Genomic DNA, 16,566 nt, shown 5'->3' with positions numbered 1-16,566 from the left:
CCCCGGCGGCCACCGGCCCCCGGACATCCCGCCGGACCGGCTCCCCGCACACGTCGCCGTGATCATGGACGGCAACGGCCGCTGGGCCCAGCAGCGCGGCCTGCCCCGGCACGAAGGGCACCGGGCCGGCGCCATCGCCGTCCGCGAGGTGGTGCACGGCGCCCTGGACATCGGCCTGCGGCACCTGACGCTCTACACCTTCTCCACCGAGAACTGGCACCGCGATCCCGAGGAGGTCGACGCGATCCTCGACCTCCTGCGCCGCGAGGTCCTCGACGACCCCTTCCGCGACCTCGACGTCCGGCTGCGCTGGCACGGCCGCACCGGCCGCCTGCCCGCCGACCTGTCCGACCTCCTCGACCTGCGGGACCGCAGCACCCGCACCCGCACCGGCCTGACGCTGACGATGTGCATCGACTACGGCGGCCGGGACGAGCTCACCCGCACCGCCGCCGCGCTCGCCCGCCGGGCCCGGGCCGGTGACCTCGATCCCGACCTGATCGGCGAGGAGGACTTCGCCCGGCACCTGCCCCGCCCGGACATGCCGGACGTCGACCTGCTCTGGCGCACCGGCAACGAGCAGCGCATCTCCAACTTCCTGCCCTGGCACACCGCCTACGCCGAGCTGCACTTCACCCCGGACCTCTGGCCCGACACCGACCGCCGCCACCTGTGGCAGGCGATCACCACGTACACCCATCGCCAACGCCGCCACGGCACCACCCCGGTGGGCACCCCCGGAGAATCGCTGCGGCCTCAGGGCGGACCCTCCTGAACACCCCTCAGCCGGGAAAAGGAGGTGTCCGGTCAGCCGGTGAAGCCCTGGTCGCTCAGCGCCTTCTCGATACGGGCCCGGTGGTTCGCCTCCCAGGCGTCGAGGGACTCCTCGGCCTCCTCGGCCAGTTTCGCCCGAGCCGCCGCGAGGATCTCCTCCCGGCGGGCGGCGGGGGTGACGACGATGCCTTCCTCGTCGGCGACCACGATGTCGCCCGGGTGCACGAGCACGCCGCCGACACGGGCCGGCTCACCGAGCGCGCCGGCCTTCTCCTTGGTTCCGGGGATCGGTATGACACCGCGTGAGAAGACGGGAAAGCCCGCCTCGCGCACCTCGCCGAGATCGCGGATGACACCGTCGACCACGAAGGCCGCGACCCCCCGGCGCTGGGCGACGGCGCACACATTGCCGCCGGCCAGCGCGTAGTCCACGTCGCCCGACTCCACGACGATGACCGAGCCGGGCTCGGCGCGGTAGATCGCGGCGTGCAGCATCAGGTTGTCGCCGGGCACGCACCGCACGGTGTACGCGGGACCCGCGATGCGGGGCGAGTCCCACAGCGGACGGATGCCGCTGTCCATGACCTGTGCACGGCCCAGCAGGTCGGCGAGGGTGGTGGGAGGAATGTCCTTGAAGGGAGAAGTCACACCGGGAATCCAAGCAACACGGCACCAGCCGACGCCACTTGGTATCAGCCAGTGATCACAGGAGGCCCGGCCGGAGAAGAACGCCTGCGGGGTACGGTGGCCACGTCGTGCCGAGGGGGAGCGGAATGCGCTACATCATCATCGGGTCCGGGGCGGTCGGCGGTTCGATCGGGGGGCGGTTGCACGAGAGCGGCCGGTCCGTCGTCCTGGTCGCCCGCGGCGCGCACTTCGAGGCACTGCGCGTCAACGGGCTGCGGCTCAGAGTCCCCACCGGCACGCTCACCCTCGACGTGCCCGTCGTCACACGGCCCGAGGACGTCGAACTGCGCGAGGACGACGTGCTCGTACTCGCCGTCAAGACCCAGGACAGCGTGACCGCCCTGGACGCCTGGGCCACGCGGCCGGTGGCGGGCGGCGGCACGGCGGGCGAGCGCCTGCCTGTGGTGTGCGCCCAGAACGGAGTGGAGAACGAGCGCCTGGCACTGCGCCGTTTCCACGAGGTGTACGGCATGTGCGGCATGTGCGTCGTCCTGCCCAACACGTACCTGAAGCCGGGCGAGGTCGTGGCGCCCTGCGGCCCGTGCACCGGCGCCCTGGTCATCGGCCGGTACGGGACGGGCTCGGACGCGACCGCCCGGCGGATCGCGGACGACCTGGAGAAGGCCCACCTCCTGGCTCCGGTGGTGACGGACGTGATGCGCTGGAAGTACGGCAAGCTCCTCGCCAACCTCGCCAACGTGGTCGAGGCCGTGTGCGGCTCCGCCTCGGACGCCACCGCCCAGGATCTGGTCGCCCGGGCGAAGGCCGAGGGCGCCGCGGTCCTCGACGCCGCGGGCATCGCCTACGCGAGCGAGGCCGAGATCACCGAGCTGCGCAGCGGGACGGTCGACCCGCGGCCGGTCGCCGGCGAGCGCACTCGCGGCTCGTCCTGGCAGAGCCTGGCGCGGGGCGCGGGATCGATCGAGACGGACTACCTCAACGGGGAGATCGTGCTGCTCGGCCGGGAGCACGGCGTGCCCACCCCGGTGAACGCGGCCCTGCAGCACGCCGCCCGGGAGAGCGTGAGCCGGAGCCGGGAGCCGGGCAGCCTGACGGCCGAGGACTTGAGCAGGCACATCGCGGCGATACAGAGGGGCACCCCCGGCCCAGCGACCGTGCTTGATCATGCATGATCAGTGCGAGCCCCTCGACCGCCTGCCGCGCGGCGGGGAGGTGACACATTGATCATGTAAGGAGATGGCGTTGTCCATCTGGGAAGCACTGGCCGTCCTCGCAGCCGGCATCGGAGCGGGCACGATCAACACCATCGTCGGTTCCGGCACCCTGATCACCTTCCCGGTACTGCTCGCCACCGGGCTGCCGCCGATCACAGCCAACGTCTCGAACGCCCTCGGCCTCGTCCCCGGCTCCATCAGCGGAGCCATCGGCTACCGCGCCGAACTCCGCGGACAGGGGCGCCGCGCACTCGTCCTCGGTCTCACCGCTCTCGTCGGCGGACTCGGCGGCGCCATCCTGCTCCTCGCCCTGCCCTCCGAGGCCTTCGACACGATCGTCCCCGTACTGATCGCTCTCGCGCTCGTGCTCGTACTGCTCCAGCCACGCCTCGCCAAAGCCGTACAGCGCCGCCGCGCGAACAACGGCACCACCGGCCGCCCGCACGGCGGACCCGTCCTCCTGGCCGGACTTCTCCTCGCGAGCGGGTACGGCGGCTACTTCGGCGCCGCCCAAGGGGTCCTCTACCTCTCCCTGATGGGCCTGCTCCTCGACGAGGACCTGCAACGCGTCAACGCCGTCAAGAACATCCTCGGAGCCGTCGTCAACGGCGTCGCCGCCTGCTTCTTCCTCTTCGTCGCCGAGTTCGACTGGACGGCGGTCCTGCTGATCGCCGTCGGCTCCACCCTCGGCGGACAGATCGGCGCCAAGGTCGGCCGCCGCCTCCGGCCCACCGCCCTCCGCGCCGTCATCGTCGCCGTCGGCATCATCGCGATGGTCCAGCTCCTGCTGCGCTGACACACCACCGTGCCGACGGGCTCTCACGCTTCCGCAGGTAGAAACGGTTCTGCTCGCCTAGTGAGTGGTGGGGCGGGTGGGACTCGAACCCACGGCCGACGGATTATGAGTCCGCTGCTCTAACCGGCTGAGCTACCGCCCCATAGCGGCGTGTCGCGTACATGTGTGCGCGCCGTCTGCCGCAGCATAGCCGCTCATACGATCTCCTGCTTCGTGTGGTCGGCTTCGCACGGCCTTCGTGACCATGAGGACTGCGACCAGCGCCGCGCGGTTCCCGGGAGATCGGAACGGACATGAAAAAGGACCCCTGCGGGGGTCCTCGTTCAGCGTGCTCCCCCGACTGGACTCGAACCAGTAACCTGCCGGTTAACAGCCGGCTGCTCTGCCAATTGAGCTACGGAGGACCGAGCTCCCCGGACTGGACTCGAACCAGTAACCTGCCGGTTAACAGCCGGCTGCTCTGCCAATTGAGCTACCGAGGAAGGTCTCGTGTGCATCGAACGCACCCACCTGGGTATTCGCCAGAGGGCGCGCGCTCGCTGCGACACATACATTAGCGCAAGCAGGGGGGTGCTCCGCCAATCGGTACTCCCCGGCGCCCACGCCGCACCGGAGACCCACGCAAGGGAAGGGTGACCGCCATGCGTTACCGGCTCACGTTCGTCGCCGGAGTCGTCCTTGGTTACGTGCTGGGCACGAGGGCCGGACGCGAGCGCTACGAACAGCTGAAGAAGTCGGCCCGTCAGTTCGCGCAGAACCCCGCCGTCCGCAACACCGCGGAGTCGGCGGCCCAGCAGGGCCGCGAGTTCGCGGGCAAGGCGTACCACGTGGTGAGCGACAAGGTAGGCGACCGCGTCCCCGACTCGGTGGCCGACCGAGTCCGCCACCTCAAGGAGCGCGCCACCCACAACGGCGGCGAGGACGACTGGGGCACCAGCAATACGTGATCTTCGTTGATGCCGAGATCGGCGACGTCCTTCAAGGGGCGCGGGGAACTGCGCGACCAGCCACGAAGCCCCCGCGCCCGAAACTCGGCGGAAGCCCCCACGGCGCCCACGGCTCAAGCCGGCGCAGCGGTACGGCAGAATTTTGGCCATGGGGATAGTCGCCGGGTTGGACAGTTCACCCGATTTCACTCGCATCGTCGTCTGTGACTCGGACACCGGAGCCGTGCTCAGGCAGGGATATGCACCGCATCCGGTGGAGAGCCCCGACGGCGGCCGGCCGTCCGACGTCGACCCGCAGGCCTGGCTGCTGTCCCTGGGCGAGGCCGCGGGCGGCGGCCTGCTGGAGGGTGTGCAGGCCATCGGCGTCTCGGCGCAGCAGAACGCCGTCGTGCCGCTGGACGCGCAGGGCAACACCGTCCGGCCGGCGATGGTCGGCGGCGACAAGCGCACGCAGGTCGCGGCGGCCGACCTGATCGACGCGCTCGGCGGGCGCGAGGCATGGGCGCAGGCGGTGGGGTGTGTGCCGCAGGCCGCGCAGCCGGTGACGAAGCTGCGCTGGCTGGCCCGGACCGAGCCCGAGAACGCGCAGCGCACCGCGATCCTCCTGCAGGCGCACGACTGGCTGGTGTGGCAACTGCTGGGCCGCCCGATCCGACGGACCACCGACCGGGGCGGAGCGTCCAGCACGGGGTACTGGTCGGCGGCGACCGGCGCCTACCGGCCCGACCTCGTCGAGCTGGCGCTCGGGCACCAGGCCATGCTGCCGGAGGTGATCGGCCCGGCGGACGCGGCCGGCAGGACCCCGGAGGGGCTGCTGATCTCCGTGGGGACCGGCGAGACCATGGCGGCGGCGTTCGGGCTCGGCATCGGACTCGGGGACGCGGTCGTGTCCCTGGGCGCGTCCGGGTCCGTGATGGCCGTGCACCCCGAGGCGCTGGTCGACGGCTCCGGGATGATCACCGCCCTCGCCGACGCGACCGGCATGCACCTGCCCGTCGTCACCACGCTGAACGCCGTACGGACGCTGCGCGGGGCCGCCGAGCTGCTGGGGCTGCCCGATCTGGAGAGCTTGTCCGAGCTGGCGATGAAGTCGACGCCGGGGGCGCACGGGCTGGTGCTGYTGCCCTATCTGGAGGGTGAGCGGACGCCGAACCTGCCGCACACCGCCGGGACCCTGGCGGGGCTGCGGCGCGAGTCGATGAAGGCGGAGCATCTGGCGCGGGCCGCGTTCGAGGGCATGCTGTGCGGGCTCGCGGACGCGCTGGACGTGCTGCGCGCCCGGGGCGTGGAGGTGCGGCGGGTGTTCCTGCTCGGTCCGGCCGCCGAACTGCCCGCCGTGCAGGCGGCCGCGCCCTCGCTGTTCGGGACGCAGGTCGTGGTGCCGCAGCCGGCGGACTACACGGCGATCGGCGCGGCCCGGCAGGCGGCCTGGGCGCTCGGGGCGTCCCAGGGGTCGCTCGACGCGCGGACCCCGCCGGCCTGGCAGGGCGCGGTCGCGCAGGTGCTGGAGCCCGGAGAGGAGCTGGCCGTGGGGCAGGCGGTGCGGCAGCAGTTCGTTTCGGTGCGGGAGCAGACGCACCCCGGGGCCTTTTGACCGCCTGTTGGGTTAATTCGGTTGAGGTAACGCGGGTGGAGTGTCCGACGATAGGGGCCAGGGGCAACCAACCACCCCGTCGTCCACTCCGAGAGAAGCAGCGTGCTCATACGACTCCTGCGGACCTACCTCAGGCCCTACAAGAGGCCCATCGCTCTGCTGGTGCTGCTGCAGTTCCTGCAGACCTGCGCCACGCTCTGCCTGCCCACACTCAACGCGGACATCATCGACCAGGGTGTCGTGAACGGCGACACCGGCTACATCCTGGGCTACGGCGCCCTGATGATCGGCATCTCGCTGGTCCAGGTCGTGTGCAACATCGGTGCCGTGTACTACGGCGCCCGTACGGCGTCGGCGCTCGGGCGGGACGTGCGCGGCGCCGTGTTCGACCGCGTGCAGTCGTTCTCCGCGCGTGAGGTCGGTCACTTCGGGGCGCCGTCGCTGATCACCCGTACGACGAACGACGTCCAGCAGGTGCAGATGCTGGCGCTGATGACGTTCACGCTGATGGTGTCCGCGCCGATCATGTGCGTGGGCGGCATCGTGCTGGCGCTGGGCCTGGACGTGCCGCTGTCCGGGGTTCTGGTGGCGGTCGTGCCGGTGCTGGGCCTCTGTGTGACGCTGATCGTGCGGCGGCTGCGGCCGCTGTTCCGGTCGATGCAGGAGCGGCTGGACACGGTGAACCGGGTGCTGCGCGAGCAGATCACCGGCAACCGAGTCATCCGTGCCTTCGTCCGGGACGAGTACGAGCAGCAGCGCTTCCGGAAAGCCAACACCGATCTCACGGACTTCGCGGTGGGCACCGGCAACCTGCTCGCGCTGATGTTCCCGATCGTCATGACGGTGGTGAACCTGTCGTCGATCGCCGTGGTGTGGTTCGGCGCGCACCGCATCGACAGCGGCGGGATGCAGATCGGTGACCTGACGGCGTTCCTCGCCTATCTGATGCAGATCGTCATGTCCGTGATGATGGCCACCTTCATGTTCATGATGGTGCCGCGCGCGGAGGTGTGTGCCGAGCGCATCCAGGAGGTGCTGGACACCTCGTCGAGCGTCGTGCCGCCGTCGGCGCCCGTGCGGGAGCTGCGCCGGCACGGTCATCTGGAGCTGCGTGGGGCGGGCTTCCGCTACCCGGGTGCGGAGGAGCCGGTGCTGCGGGGCGTGGACCTGGTGGCCCGGCCGGGCGAGACGACCGCCGTCATCGGCTCGACCGGCAGCGGCAAGTCCACGCTGCTCGGGCTGGTCCCGCGGCTGTTCGACGCGACCGACGGGCAGGTGCTCGTGGACGGGGTCGAGGTGGCGGAGATCGACCCGGAGCTGCTGGCGAAGACCGTCGGGCTGGTGCCGCAGAAGCCGTACCTGTTCGCGGGGACGGTGGCGACCAACCTGCGCTACGGCAATCCGGACGCCACCRACGAGGAACTGTGGCACGCGCTGGAGGTGGCGCAGGCCAGGGAGTTCGTGGAGCGGCTGGAGGGCGGGCTGGACGCGCCGATCGCGCAGGGCGGGACGAACGTCTCCGGTGGTCAGCGGCAGCGGCTCGCGATCGCCCGGACGCTCGTGCAGCGGCCCGAGATCTACCTGTTCGACGACTCCTTCTCCGCGCTGGACTACGCCACGGACGCCGCCCTGCGGGCCGCGCTCTCCCAGGAGACCGCCGAGGCGACCGTCGTGATCGTGGCCCAGCGGGTGGCGACCATCCGGGACGCCGACCGGATCGTCGTCCTCGACGAGGGCCGGATCGTCGGCACCGGCCGGCACCACGAGCTGATGGCGGACAACGAGACCTACCGGGAGATCGTGCTCTCCCAGCTCACGGAAGCGGAGGCTGCCTGATGGCGGGGCCCATGGGGCGGATGATGGCCGGGGGCGGCCCCGACCAGCGCTCGCTGGACTTGAAGGGATCGGGCAAACGGCTCGTCGCGCAGTTCCGGCCCGAGCGGCTGACCATCTGCGTGCTGCTGCTGTGCGTGGTGCTCAGCGTCGGCCTCAACGTCGTCGGGCCGAAGATCCTCGGCAAGGCGACCGACCTGGTCTTCGCGGGCATCGTCGGGCGGGACATGCCGGCGGGAGCGAGCCAGGAGCAGGTCCTCGACTCCATGCGGCAGCGCGGGGACGGCGACGTCGCCGACATGCTGCGCAGCACCGACTTCACCCCCGGCAAGGGCATCGACTTCACGGCCGTCGGGCACGTGCTGCTGCTCGCGCTGGGCGTGTTCACGGTGGCCGGGCTGCTGATGGCGGTGGCGACGCGGCTGGTGAACCGGGCCGTGAACCGCACCATGTTCCGGACGCGCGAGGACGTGCAGACGAAGCTGTCACGGCTGCCGCTGTCGTACTTCGACAAGCGCCAGCGCGGCGAGGTGCTGTCCCGCGCGACGAACGACATCGACAACATCGGGCAGACGCTCCAGCAGTCGATGGGGCAGCTCATCAACTCGCTGCTGACCATCATCGGCGTCCTCGCGATGATGTTCTACGTCTCCTGGATCCTCGCGCTGGTCGCGCTGGTGACCGTGCCGCTGTCGTTCGTCATCGCCAGGAGCGTGGGCAAGCGGTCGCAGCCGCACTTCGTGCAGCAGTGGCGCACGACGGGCAAACTCAACGCGCACATCGAGGAGATGTACTCCGGGCACGCGCTGGTGAAGGTGTTCGGCCGGCAGGAGGAGTCGGCGCGGCAGTTCGCCGAGCAGAACGAGGCGCTGTACGAGGCAGGGTTCCGGGCGCAGTTCAACAGCGGCATGATGCAGCCGCTGATGTTCTTCGTGTCGAACCTCAACTACGTGCTGGTGGCGGTCGTCGGCGGGCTGCGGGTCGCCTCCGGCTCGCTGTCCATCGGTGATGTGCAGGCCTTCATCCAGTACTCGCGGCAGTTCTCCATGCCGCTGACGCAGGTCGCGTCCATGGCGAACCTGGTGCAGTCGGGTGTCGCCTCGGCGGAGCGGGTCTTCGAGCTGCTGGACGCGGAGGAGCAGAGCGCCGATCCGGTGCCGGGCGTGCGGCCCGAGGAACTGCGCGGGCAGGTCGCGCTGGAGCACGTGTCGTTCCGCTACGACCCTGACAAGCCGCTCATCGAGGACCTGTCGCTGAAGGTCGAACCCGGGCAGACGGTGGCCATCGTCGGCCCGACGGGCGCCGGCAAGACGACGCTGGTGAACCTGCTGATGCGGTTCTACGACGTCACCGGCGGGCGCATCACCCTCGACGGCGTCGACATCGCGCGGATGTCCCGGGACGAACTGCGCGCCGGGATCGGCATGGTGCTCCAGGACACCTGGCTGTTCGGCGGCACGATCGCGGAGAACATCGCGTACGGGGCGTCCCGGGAGGTGACCCGCGGCGAGATCGAGGAAGCGGCCCGGGCCGCCCACGCGGACCGGTTCGTCCGTACGCTGCCGGACGGGTACGACACGGTGATCGACGACGGGGGGACGGGGGTCAGCGCGGGTGAGAAGCAGCTGATCACCATCGCTCGGGCGTTTCTGTCCGACCCGGTGATCCTGGTGCTGGACGAGGCGACGAGTTCGGTCGACACGCGTACGGAGGTGCTCATCCAGAAGGCGATGGCCAAACTGGCACACGGACGTACCTCGTTCGTCATCGCGCACCGGCTGTCGACGATCCGGGACGCGGACACGATTCTGGTGATGGAGGACGGGGCGATCGTGGAGCAGGGGGCGCACGGGGAGCTGCTGGCGGCGGACGGGGCGTATGCCCGGCTTTACAAGGCGCAGTTCGCGCAGGCGGTGGCCGAGRTCGACTGAGTCGCGTTCGGGGGTGCCATGTGGTGTCGTGGGGCGGCTGCGGGCCCGTTGCGGCTGGTCGCGCAGTTCCCCGCGCCCCTTGGGTTCCGGCCCGCAGGCTGCATCAGTCCAGATAGCCCCTCAGCTGGTCCGCGAAGGCGTGGTCGCGGAGCTTGTTCAGGGTCTTGGACTCGATCTGCCGTATCCGCTCCCTGGTGACGCCGAAGATGCGGCCGATCTCCTCCAGCGTGCGGGGGCGGCCGTCGGCGAGGCCGTAGCGGAGCTGGACGACCTTGCGCTCCCGCTCCCCCAGCGTCGACAGGACCGCTTCCAGGTGCTCCTTGAGGAGGAGGAACGCGGCGGATTCGACGGGGCTGGTGGCGTCGCCGTCCTCGATGAGGTCGCCGAGGGCGACGTCGTCCTCCTCGCCCACGGGCGCGTGCAACGACACCGGCTCCTGGGCGAGGCGCAGCACCTCGCTGACGCGCTCCGGGGGCAGGTCGAGGTGGGCGGCGACCTCTTCCGGCGTCGGCTCGTAGCCCCGTTCCTGGAGCATGCGGCGCTGGACGCGCACGACCCGGTTGATGAGCTCCACGACATGGACGGGGACGCGTATCGTGCGGGCCTGGTCGGCCAGGGCGCGGGACATGGCCTGGCGGATCCACCAGGTGGCGTAGGTGGAGAACTTGTAGCCGCGGGCGTAGTCGAACTTCTCGACGGCCCGGATGAGCCCGAGATTGCCCTCCTGGACGAGGTCGAGCATGGTCAGCCCGCGCCCGACGTAGCGCTTGGCGACGGAGACGACCAGGCGCAGGTTGGCCTCGATGAGCCGCCGCTTGGCCATCCGGCCCATGACGACGAGGCGGTCGAGATCCAGCGCCAACTGGCTGTCCAGGTCGGGGGCGAGCCGCAGCTTCTCCTCGGCGAACAGGCCGGCCTCGACGCGGCGGGCGAGTTCGACCTCCTCGGCGGCGGTCAGCAGGGGGATGCGGCCGATCTCCCGCAGGTACTGGCGGAAGAGGTCCGAGGAGGGGCCGCTGGTGTCGGCGCGGGCCGGCGGCGGTTCGACGGCTTCGGGAGCCTCGGCCGTCTCGATGACCTCGGCGGGCGGCTCCTCCGGTTCCGGCTCGGGGCGGAGCACGACGCGGCCCTGCGCCGGGACCGCGGGAAGGACGTCGTCCTCCGCGTCCGGCGTGGTGCCGTCGGCGCCGACGGCACCGCTGACGTCGGTCTGGGTGAGGGTCTGGGTCTGCACGGGGGCGACCTCCAGGATGATCGCTGCCAAGGCGGGCGGCAGCGGTACTTCGGGGGCGGAGTCGGCGGCCTCGCCGCTGTCCGTCCCGTACGCGATGAGCGGAACCGCGGGGGTCTGGGACCCGTCGGGGACGGATCGGCCGCGCTCCGAGGACTCAGGCACCGGAACCCAGTGTGGGGTAAGACACATCCTCGCCACGAGGGGCGTGCGGTGACTTTTTGCTTCCGGTCCGTGACCGCGCGGTGACGTCAGAGCGCGGCGGCGCCGTGTTCCCGCAGGGCCTGGTCGTACTGCTGGAGGACCCAGAGTTCGTTCTGTACGGCGGCCAGCTGGGCCGGGTCGCCGTGGCTGCCGAGGCGGGTGAGCTGGCTCTGGATGTCGCGGATGCGTCGTTCGACGGCGCGGCGGCGGACGGTGACCAACTGGGCGCCCGCGTAGGTCTCGTCGACGCCCTTCACGCCCTTGTGCAGCAGGATCGCCTCGACGGCCAGTTCCGTCACCATCGCGCGGACCGCGTCGTCCGGGGCGGCCTCGCGGACCTTGACCAGGTAGTCCTGGGGGTCCGCGACACCCGGTTCGGCGCCGCCGGCGTCCATGATGGCCTGGCGCACGGCGGCGTAGGGCGGGGCGGTGAACTCGTCGATGCCGTACGCGTCGAAGGCCGGGGAGACCAACTCGGGGCGCTGGAGGGCGAGTTTGAGGAGTTCGCGTTCGGTGGCGTAGACGGGGTTGCGGAGGTTGAGGGCCGGGCCGCGGGGGGCGGCGGACGGCTGGGCGGAGGCGTACTGCTGCCCCCCGTGCTGGTGCCGGTCCGGGGCCGCCGGGCCCTTGCCGCCGCGGTCGCGGGCCCAGCGGGCCAGCTGGGCCACGCGCTTGACCACGAACTGGGTGTCGAGGATGCCGAGCATGCCGGCGAGCTGGACGGCGACCTCGTGCTGGGCGCCGCTGTTCTTGATGCGGGCGACGATGGGGGCCGCCTCGTCCAGGGCGGCGGCGCGGCCCGCGGGGGTGTCGAGGTCGTAGCGGACGACGATCTGGCGGAGGGCGAACTCGAAGAGCGGCGTGCGGGGTTCGACCAGGTCCGCCACCGCCTCGTCGCCCTTGGCGAGGCGCAGGTCGCAGGGGTCCATGCCGTCGGGGGCGATGGCGATGTACGTCTCCGCGGCGAACTTCTGGTCGTCCTCGAACGCGCGCAGGGCCGCCTTCTGGCCGGCCGCGTCGCCGTCGAAGGTGAAGATGACGCGGGCCGAGCCGTTGTCCATCAGCAGGCGGCGGAGGATCTTGATGTGGTCGGAGCCGAAGGCCGTGCCGCAGGTGGCGATGGCGGTCGTCACCCCGGCGAGGTGGCAGGCCATCACGTCCGTGTAGCCCTCGACGACCACCGCGCGGCTCGTCTTCGCGATCTCCTTCTTCGCCAGGTCGATGCCGTACAGGACCTGGGACTTCCGGTAGATCGCCGTGTCGGGCGTGTTGAGGTACTTGGGGCCGTTGTCCGCCTCGTACAGCTTGCGGGCGCCGAAGCCGACGACCTCGCCGCCGATGTCGCGGATGGGCCACATCAGGCGGCCGCGGAAGCGGTCGATGGGGCCGCGGCGGCCCTCCTGGGCGAGGCCGGAGAGCAGGATCTCCTTGTCGGTGAAGCCCTTGCCGCGCAGATAGCGCGTGAGGTGGTCCCAGCCCTGGGGGCTGTAGCCGACGCCGAAGTGGACGGCGGCGGCTTGGTCGAAACCGCGCTCGGCGAGGAAGACCCGGCCGGTGTCGGCCTCGGGGGAGGTCGCGAGCTGTTCCGCGTACCACTCGGCCGCGATCTTGTGGGCCTCGACCAGGCGGATCCGTTCGCCGCGCTGGTGGGAGGGGTTGTACCCGCCCTCCTCGTAGCGCAGGGTGATGCCCGCCTGACCGGCCAGGCGCTCGACCGCCTCCGAGAAGGAGAGGTGGTCGATCTTCATCACGAACGTGATGGTGTCGCCGCCCTCCTGGCAGCCGAAGCAGTGGAACAGTCCCTTGCTGGGGCTGACCTGGAAGGACGGTGACTTCTCGTCGTGGAACGGGCAGAGACCCTTGAGGTTGCCGCCGCCCGCGTTGCGCAGCTGGAGGTACTCGGACACCACGGCGTCGATCGGGACCGCGTCCCGTACCGCCTTCACGTCCTCGTCGTTGATCCGTCCAGCCACGGAGTGATTCTACGGGGCAGAACTGACACTCCTGCGGCGGTGACCGACCCCCGGCCGGGGGTCCGGGGGGTTGCCCCCGGGAATCGCAGCACGGTGGTGGAGTGACAGTCCTGACGGCTATGAGACGAGGCTGTCCAGCGGCGCGTGCGGGTCGGACAGCGCCTCCGTGCTCACCCGGACCTTCGAGCGGATCAGCTGCTGGATCTTGTCTGTGACGTCCCACACGTTCACGTTCATCCCGGCCAGCACCCGGCCCTCGTTCACCCAGAAGGCGATGAACTCGCGCCGGCTCGCGTCCCCCCGGATCACCACCTGGTCGTACGTCCCCGGCGGCGCCCAGCCGGAGTACTCCATGCCCAGGTCGTACTGGTCGGAGAAGAAGTAGGGCACACGGTCGTACGGCACGTCCCGGCCGAGCATGCAGCGGGCGGCCGCCGGGCCGCCGTTCAGCGCGTTGGCCCAGTGCTCCACCCGCATGCTGGTCTCGAACAGGGCATGGCGGAAGGAGGCCACGTCGCCGGCCGCGTAGATGTCGGGGTCCGAGGTGCGCAGCCGCTCGTCGACCACGACACCGCCGCCCTGCGACCGGTCGGCGATCTCCAGCCCGGCCGCCTCCGCGAGAGCGACCCGCGGGGCCGCGCCGATCGCGGCCAGGACGTCGTGCGCCGGGTGTTCCTCGCCGTCGTCCGTGCGGGCCGCGAGGACCATGCCGTCCTGGCCGACGATCTCGGTGAGCCGGGTGCCGAACTGGAAGCGGACGCCGCGGTCGCGGTGCAGGTCGGCGAAGAGCTGGCCGAGCTCGGGGCCGAGGACCGAGTGCAGCGGGGTCGGCCCGCGGTGGATCACGGTGACCTCCGCGCCGTACTCGCGGGCCGCCGCCGCGACCTCCAGGCCGATCCAGCCGGCGCCCGCGATCACGAGGTGGCCGTTGTCCCGCCCGAGGTTGGTCAGCACGTGTTTGAGCCGGTCGGCGTGGGCGAGGCGGCGCAGGTGGTGGACACCGGCCAGGCCCGTGCCGGGGATGTCGAGACGGCGGGGCTCGGCGCCGGTCGCCAGGAGCAGCTTGTCGTAGCGGACGACCGTGCCGTCCTCCCCGAAGCGGACCGTCTTCGCCGCACGGTCGATCGCGTCGACGGTCTGGCCGAGGTGCAGCTCGATGTCGTTCGCCGCGTACCAGGCGGGCTCGTGCACGAAGATGCTGTCGCGTTCCTCTTTGCCGAGGAGGTAGCCCTTGGACAGCGCCGGGCGCTCGTAGGGGTGGTCACGTTCGTCGCAGATCAGTATCACGCGGCCGGTGAAGCCCTCCGCCCGGAGCGTCTCGGCCGCCTTGGCGCCGGCGAGTCCGCCTCCGACGATGACGAATGTCTGATCCGCGTCGACCACTTGGTGCCTCCTCGTAAGGGTGTCGCCACTTGCGAGCGTCCCGCACGGAGCGTGATGCGGGAAGAGGGAGTGACCCGATCAGGCCACGGAGGGTCACCATCGGGCGTGCCGTGTTCCCCTGTTTCCCGGGTGTTGTCCCCTGTTTCCCGTCAGGTCTCCTGGCTGTTCTCCCGTCAGTCTCATGCGTGCCCTGTCAGACGGGCGTGAAGCGACCGTGCCGAGGTGTCGGTGAGGGAGGCGATCTGGTCGACGATCACCCGCTTGCGGGCCCGGTCGTCCGGCGCCTTGTCGAACAGGGCGCGGAACTGCGGATCCAGGCCGTCCGGGGCGCGGGCGGTGAGCGCCTCGGCCAGTTCGGCGACGACGATGCGCTGGTCGGCGCGCAGGCGTTCCTGCTCGGCGCGCTGCATGACGTAGAGGTCGGCGACCGCCTTGAGGACGGCGCACTCCATCCGGGTCTCGCGCGGGACGACCAGTTCGGCGGCGTACCGGGTGAGCCGCCCAGCGCCTCCCCCAGTGCCTGAACGGCCTGGGTGGTACCCCCATGCGGTGCGGGTCGCGCTCTCGGCGGCCAGGCAGAAGCGGCCGATGAGCTGGCTGGTCGCGTCCTTCAGCCGGGCCTGGGCGACGGCGGTGCCGTCGTAGCCGTGCGGCCACCACTCCTGGGCGAGGAGCCGGTCCAGGGCCTCGGCGAGTTCGGCGGGGTCGGTGTCCGCCGGTACGTACCGGCCGCGGGCGACCTGGAAGATGTCCTGCCGTTCGGGTTCCGCGTGCAGGCAGTTCGGGTCGATGTGGCCGGCGTGCAGTCCGTCCTCCACGTCGTGCACCGAGTAGGCCACGTCGTCGGACCAGTCCATGACCTGCGCCTCGAAGCAGATACGGGTGCCGGGGGCGTCCTTGCGGACCCAGTCGAAGACCGGGCGGTCGTCGTCGTAGACACCGAACTTGCGGGACGCCGGGTCGGTGGGGTGGGCGCCGCGGGGCCAGGGGTACTTGGTGGCGGCGTCGAGGGTGGCGCGGGTCAGGTTGAGGCCGACGGAGCCCTCGGGGGTGAACCGTTTGGGCTCGATACGGGTGAGGAGTCTGAGGGACTGGGCGTTGCCCTCGAAGCCGCCGCAGTCCGCCGCGAACTCGTTGAGGGCCTGTTCGCCGTTGTGGCCGAAGGGCGGGTGGCCGAGGTCGTGGGAGAGGCAGGCGGCTTCCACGAGGTCCGGGTCACAGCCGAGGGCCGCGCCCAGTTCGCGGCCGACCTGGGCGCATTCCAGGGAGTGGGTGAGGCGGGTGCGGGGGCTGGCGTCCCAGGCCGGGCCCATGGTGCCGGGCGTCACCACTTGGGTTTTGCCGGCGAGTCTTCTCAGGGCGGCGCTGTGCAGGACCCGGGCGCGGTCGCGTTGGAAGGCGGTGCGGCCGGGGCGTTTGTCTGGTTCCGGGGCCCAGCGGTCGGCTGACGCCGGGTCGTAGGCCGGGGGGGTTGGTGAGGTGCCTGCCATGTGTCGACAGTACGGGCATGGGTGTGCTGCGTGCCTGAGCGTTTGCCGGGTTCGGGTGTGTGGCGGGTGCGGGTTGAGTGTGGCTTGTCGCGCAGTTCCCCGCGCCCCTGAGTACGTGCACCAACCCGCGTTTTAAGCCGATGCCAATTCGGGCACAGCCGTCGAAGCCGCCGCCAGGGTCTCGTCGTAGCGGTGGAGGAGGAGGTGGGCCATGGACGGGTGCGTGCCGAGGGGGGCCGCCGCTATCCAGGGGGCCGCCTGGGCGCACTCCGTGGCGAAGCGGCCGGGGGCCGTGAAGTAGGAGGCCAGGGCTATGTGGCGGCGGCCCCGGGCGAGGAGGGTGCGGACGGCCGTCTCGACCGTGGGGGTCGCCGCCGAGGCGTAGGCCGGGAGGACCGGGACGCCCAGGCGGGCCGCGAGGAGGTGGGCCGTGCGGGTGGTGTCCGTCTTCGCGTCCGGGTCGCGGGAGCCGGCCGCGGCGAGTACGACCGCACTGGTGCGGCGGGGCGTGCCGCCCCAGCCTGCCTCCTCCAGGCGGGCCTGGAGGG

Annotated in this window: 13 protein-coding genes and 3 tRNA genes; 7 read left to right on the top strand and 9 right to left on the bottom strand. The window is 71.1% G+C overall.

Annotated features, from left to right (window positions below; genetic code table 11):
• Window positions 1-775, top strand: a 775-nt coding sequence (gene uppS / locus CA983_RS26420) for a polyprenyl diphosphate synthase (protein ID WP_086603344.1), incomplete at its 5' end; no start/stop codon positions are given.
• A gap of 32 nt (window positions 776-807) precedes the next feature.
• Here the strand turns inward: uppS and CA983_RS26415 are convergent.
• A complete protein-coding gene (locus tag CA983_RS26415; RefSeq protein WP_086603343.1) occupies window positions 808-1,422 on the bottom strand; it encodes an RraA family protein in 615 nt (204 codons plus the stop codon).
• Between the two features lie 125 nt (window positions 1,423-1,547).
• Between CA983_RS26415 and CA983_RS26410 the strand changes: the two genes are divergently transcribed.
• Window positions 1,548-2,594 carry a ketopantoate reductase family protein gene (locus tag CA983_RS26410; RefSeq protein WP_086603342.1) on the top strand — a complete coding sequence of 349 codons (1,047 nt, stop codon included), beginning with the start codon at window positions 1,548-1,550 and terminating at the stop codon, window positions 2,592-2,594.
• A 64-nt stretch (window positions 2,595-2,658) separates the two neighbouring features.
• Entirely contained in the window at window positions 2,659-3,432 is a 774-nt protein-coding gene (locus CA983_RS26405) for a sulfite exporter TauE/SafE family protein (protein WP_167407464.1), read from the top strand.
• 65 nt (window positions 3,433-3,497) lie between these two features.
• Here the strand turns inward: CA983_RS26405 and CA983_RS26400 are convergent.
• From CA983_RS26400 to CA983_RS26390, 3 genes are all read right to left on the bottom strand, one after another.
• Window positions 3,498-3,574, bottom strand: a tRNA-Ile gene (locus CA983_RS26400).
• A 189-nt stretch (window positions 3,575-3,763) separates the two neighbouring features.
• Window positions 3,764-3,836, bottom strand: a tRNA-Asn gene (locus CA983_RS26395).
• Between the two features lie 5 nt (window positions 3,837-3,841).
• A tRNA-Asn gene (locus CA983_RS26390) sits at window positions 3,842-3,914 on the bottom strand.
• A 159-nt stretch (window positions 3,915-4,073) separates the two neighbouring features.
• On the opposite strand from CA983_RS26390, the gene CA983_RS26385 reads away from it, so the two are divergent.
• From CA983_RS26385 to CA983_RS26370, 4 genes are all read left to right on the top strand, one after another.
• The gene (locus tag CA983_RS26385) at window positions 4,074-4,379 is read left to right on the top strand and encodes a YtxH domain-containing protein (RefSeq protein ID WP_086603341.1); all 306 of its coding nucleotides are present in this window, start codon (window positions 4,074-4,076) and stop codon (window positions 4,377-4,379) included.
• A 148-nt stretch (window positions 4,380-4,527) separates the two neighbouring features.
• Window positions 4,528-5,973: an FGGY family carbohydrate kinase gene (locus CA983_RS26380; protein ID WP_086603340.1), complete on the top strand. Its 1,446-nt coding sequence runs from the start codon at window positions 4,528-4,530 to the stop codon at window positions 5,971-5,973.
• Window positions 5,974-6,075: 102 nt separating this feature from the next.
• Entirely contained in the window at window positions 6,076-7,809 is a 1,734-nt protein-coding gene (locus tag CA983_RS26375; protein WP_086603339.1) for an ABC transporter ATP-binding protein, read from the top strand.
• Window positions 7,809-9,737, top strand: a complete 1,929-nt coding sequence (locus tag CA983_RS26370; RefSeq protein ID WP_086603338.1) for an ABC transporter ATP-binding protein — start codon at window positions 7,809-7,811, stop codon at window positions 9,735-9,737. The genes CA983_RS26375 and CA983_RS26370 overlap by 1 nt, the downstream gene beginning before the upstream one ends.
• 103 nt (window positions 9,738-9,840) lie before the next feature.
• On the opposite strand, the gene CA983_RS26365 is transcribed toward CA983_RS26370, so the two are convergent.
• The 5 genes from CA983_RS26365 to CA983_RS26345 form a co-directional block, all read right to left on the bottom strand.
• Window positions 9,841-11,133 carry an RNA polymerase sigma factor gene (locus CA983_RS26365; protein WP_086603337.1) on the bottom strand — a complete coding sequence of 431 codons (1,293 nt, stop codon included), beginning with the start codon at window positions 11,131-11,133 and terminating at the stop codon, window positions 9,841-9,843.
• An 86-nt stretch (window positions 11,134-11,219) separates the two neighbouring features.
• Window positions 11,220-13,145 carry a DNA primase gene (gene dnaG / locus CA983_RS26360; RefSeq protein WP_086603336.1) on the bottom strand — a complete coding sequence of 642 codons (1,926 nt, stop codon included), beginning with the start codon at window positions 13,143-13,145 and terminating at the stop codon, window positions 11,220-11,222.
• Window positions 13,146-13,262: 117 nt separating this feature from the next.
• Window positions 13,263-14,528, bottom strand: coding sequence for an NAD(P)/FAD-dependent oxidoreductase (locus CA983_RS26355; protein ID WP_086603335.1), 1,266 nt, complete (start codon window positions 14,526-14,528; stop codon window positions 13,263-13,265).
• Window positions 14,529-14,707: 179 nt separating this feature from the next.
• Window positions 14,708-16,018, bottom strand: coding sequence for a deoxyguanosinetriphosphate triphosphohydrolase (locus CA983_RS26350; RefSeq protein ID WP_086603334.1), 1,311 nt, complete (start codon window positions 16,016-16,018; stop codon window positions 14,708-14,710).
• A 132-nt stretch (window positions 16,019-16,150) separates the two neighbouring features.
• Window positions 16,151-16,566 (bottom strand): CbiX/SirB N-terminal domain-containing protein (locus tag CA983_RS26345; RefSeq protein ID WP_279628469.1); only part of this gene is annotated, 416 nt, incomplete at its 5' end.

This window comes from Streptomyces swartbergensis (genome assembly GCF_002148965.1).
Taxonomy (GTDB): domain Bacteria; phylum Actinomycetota; class Actinomycetes; order Streptomycetales; family Streptomycetaceae; genus Streptomyces; species Streptomyces swartbergensis.
Note: the sequence above shows the minus strand (reverse complement) of the source record. Positions and strands in the feature narration are given on the sequence as shown.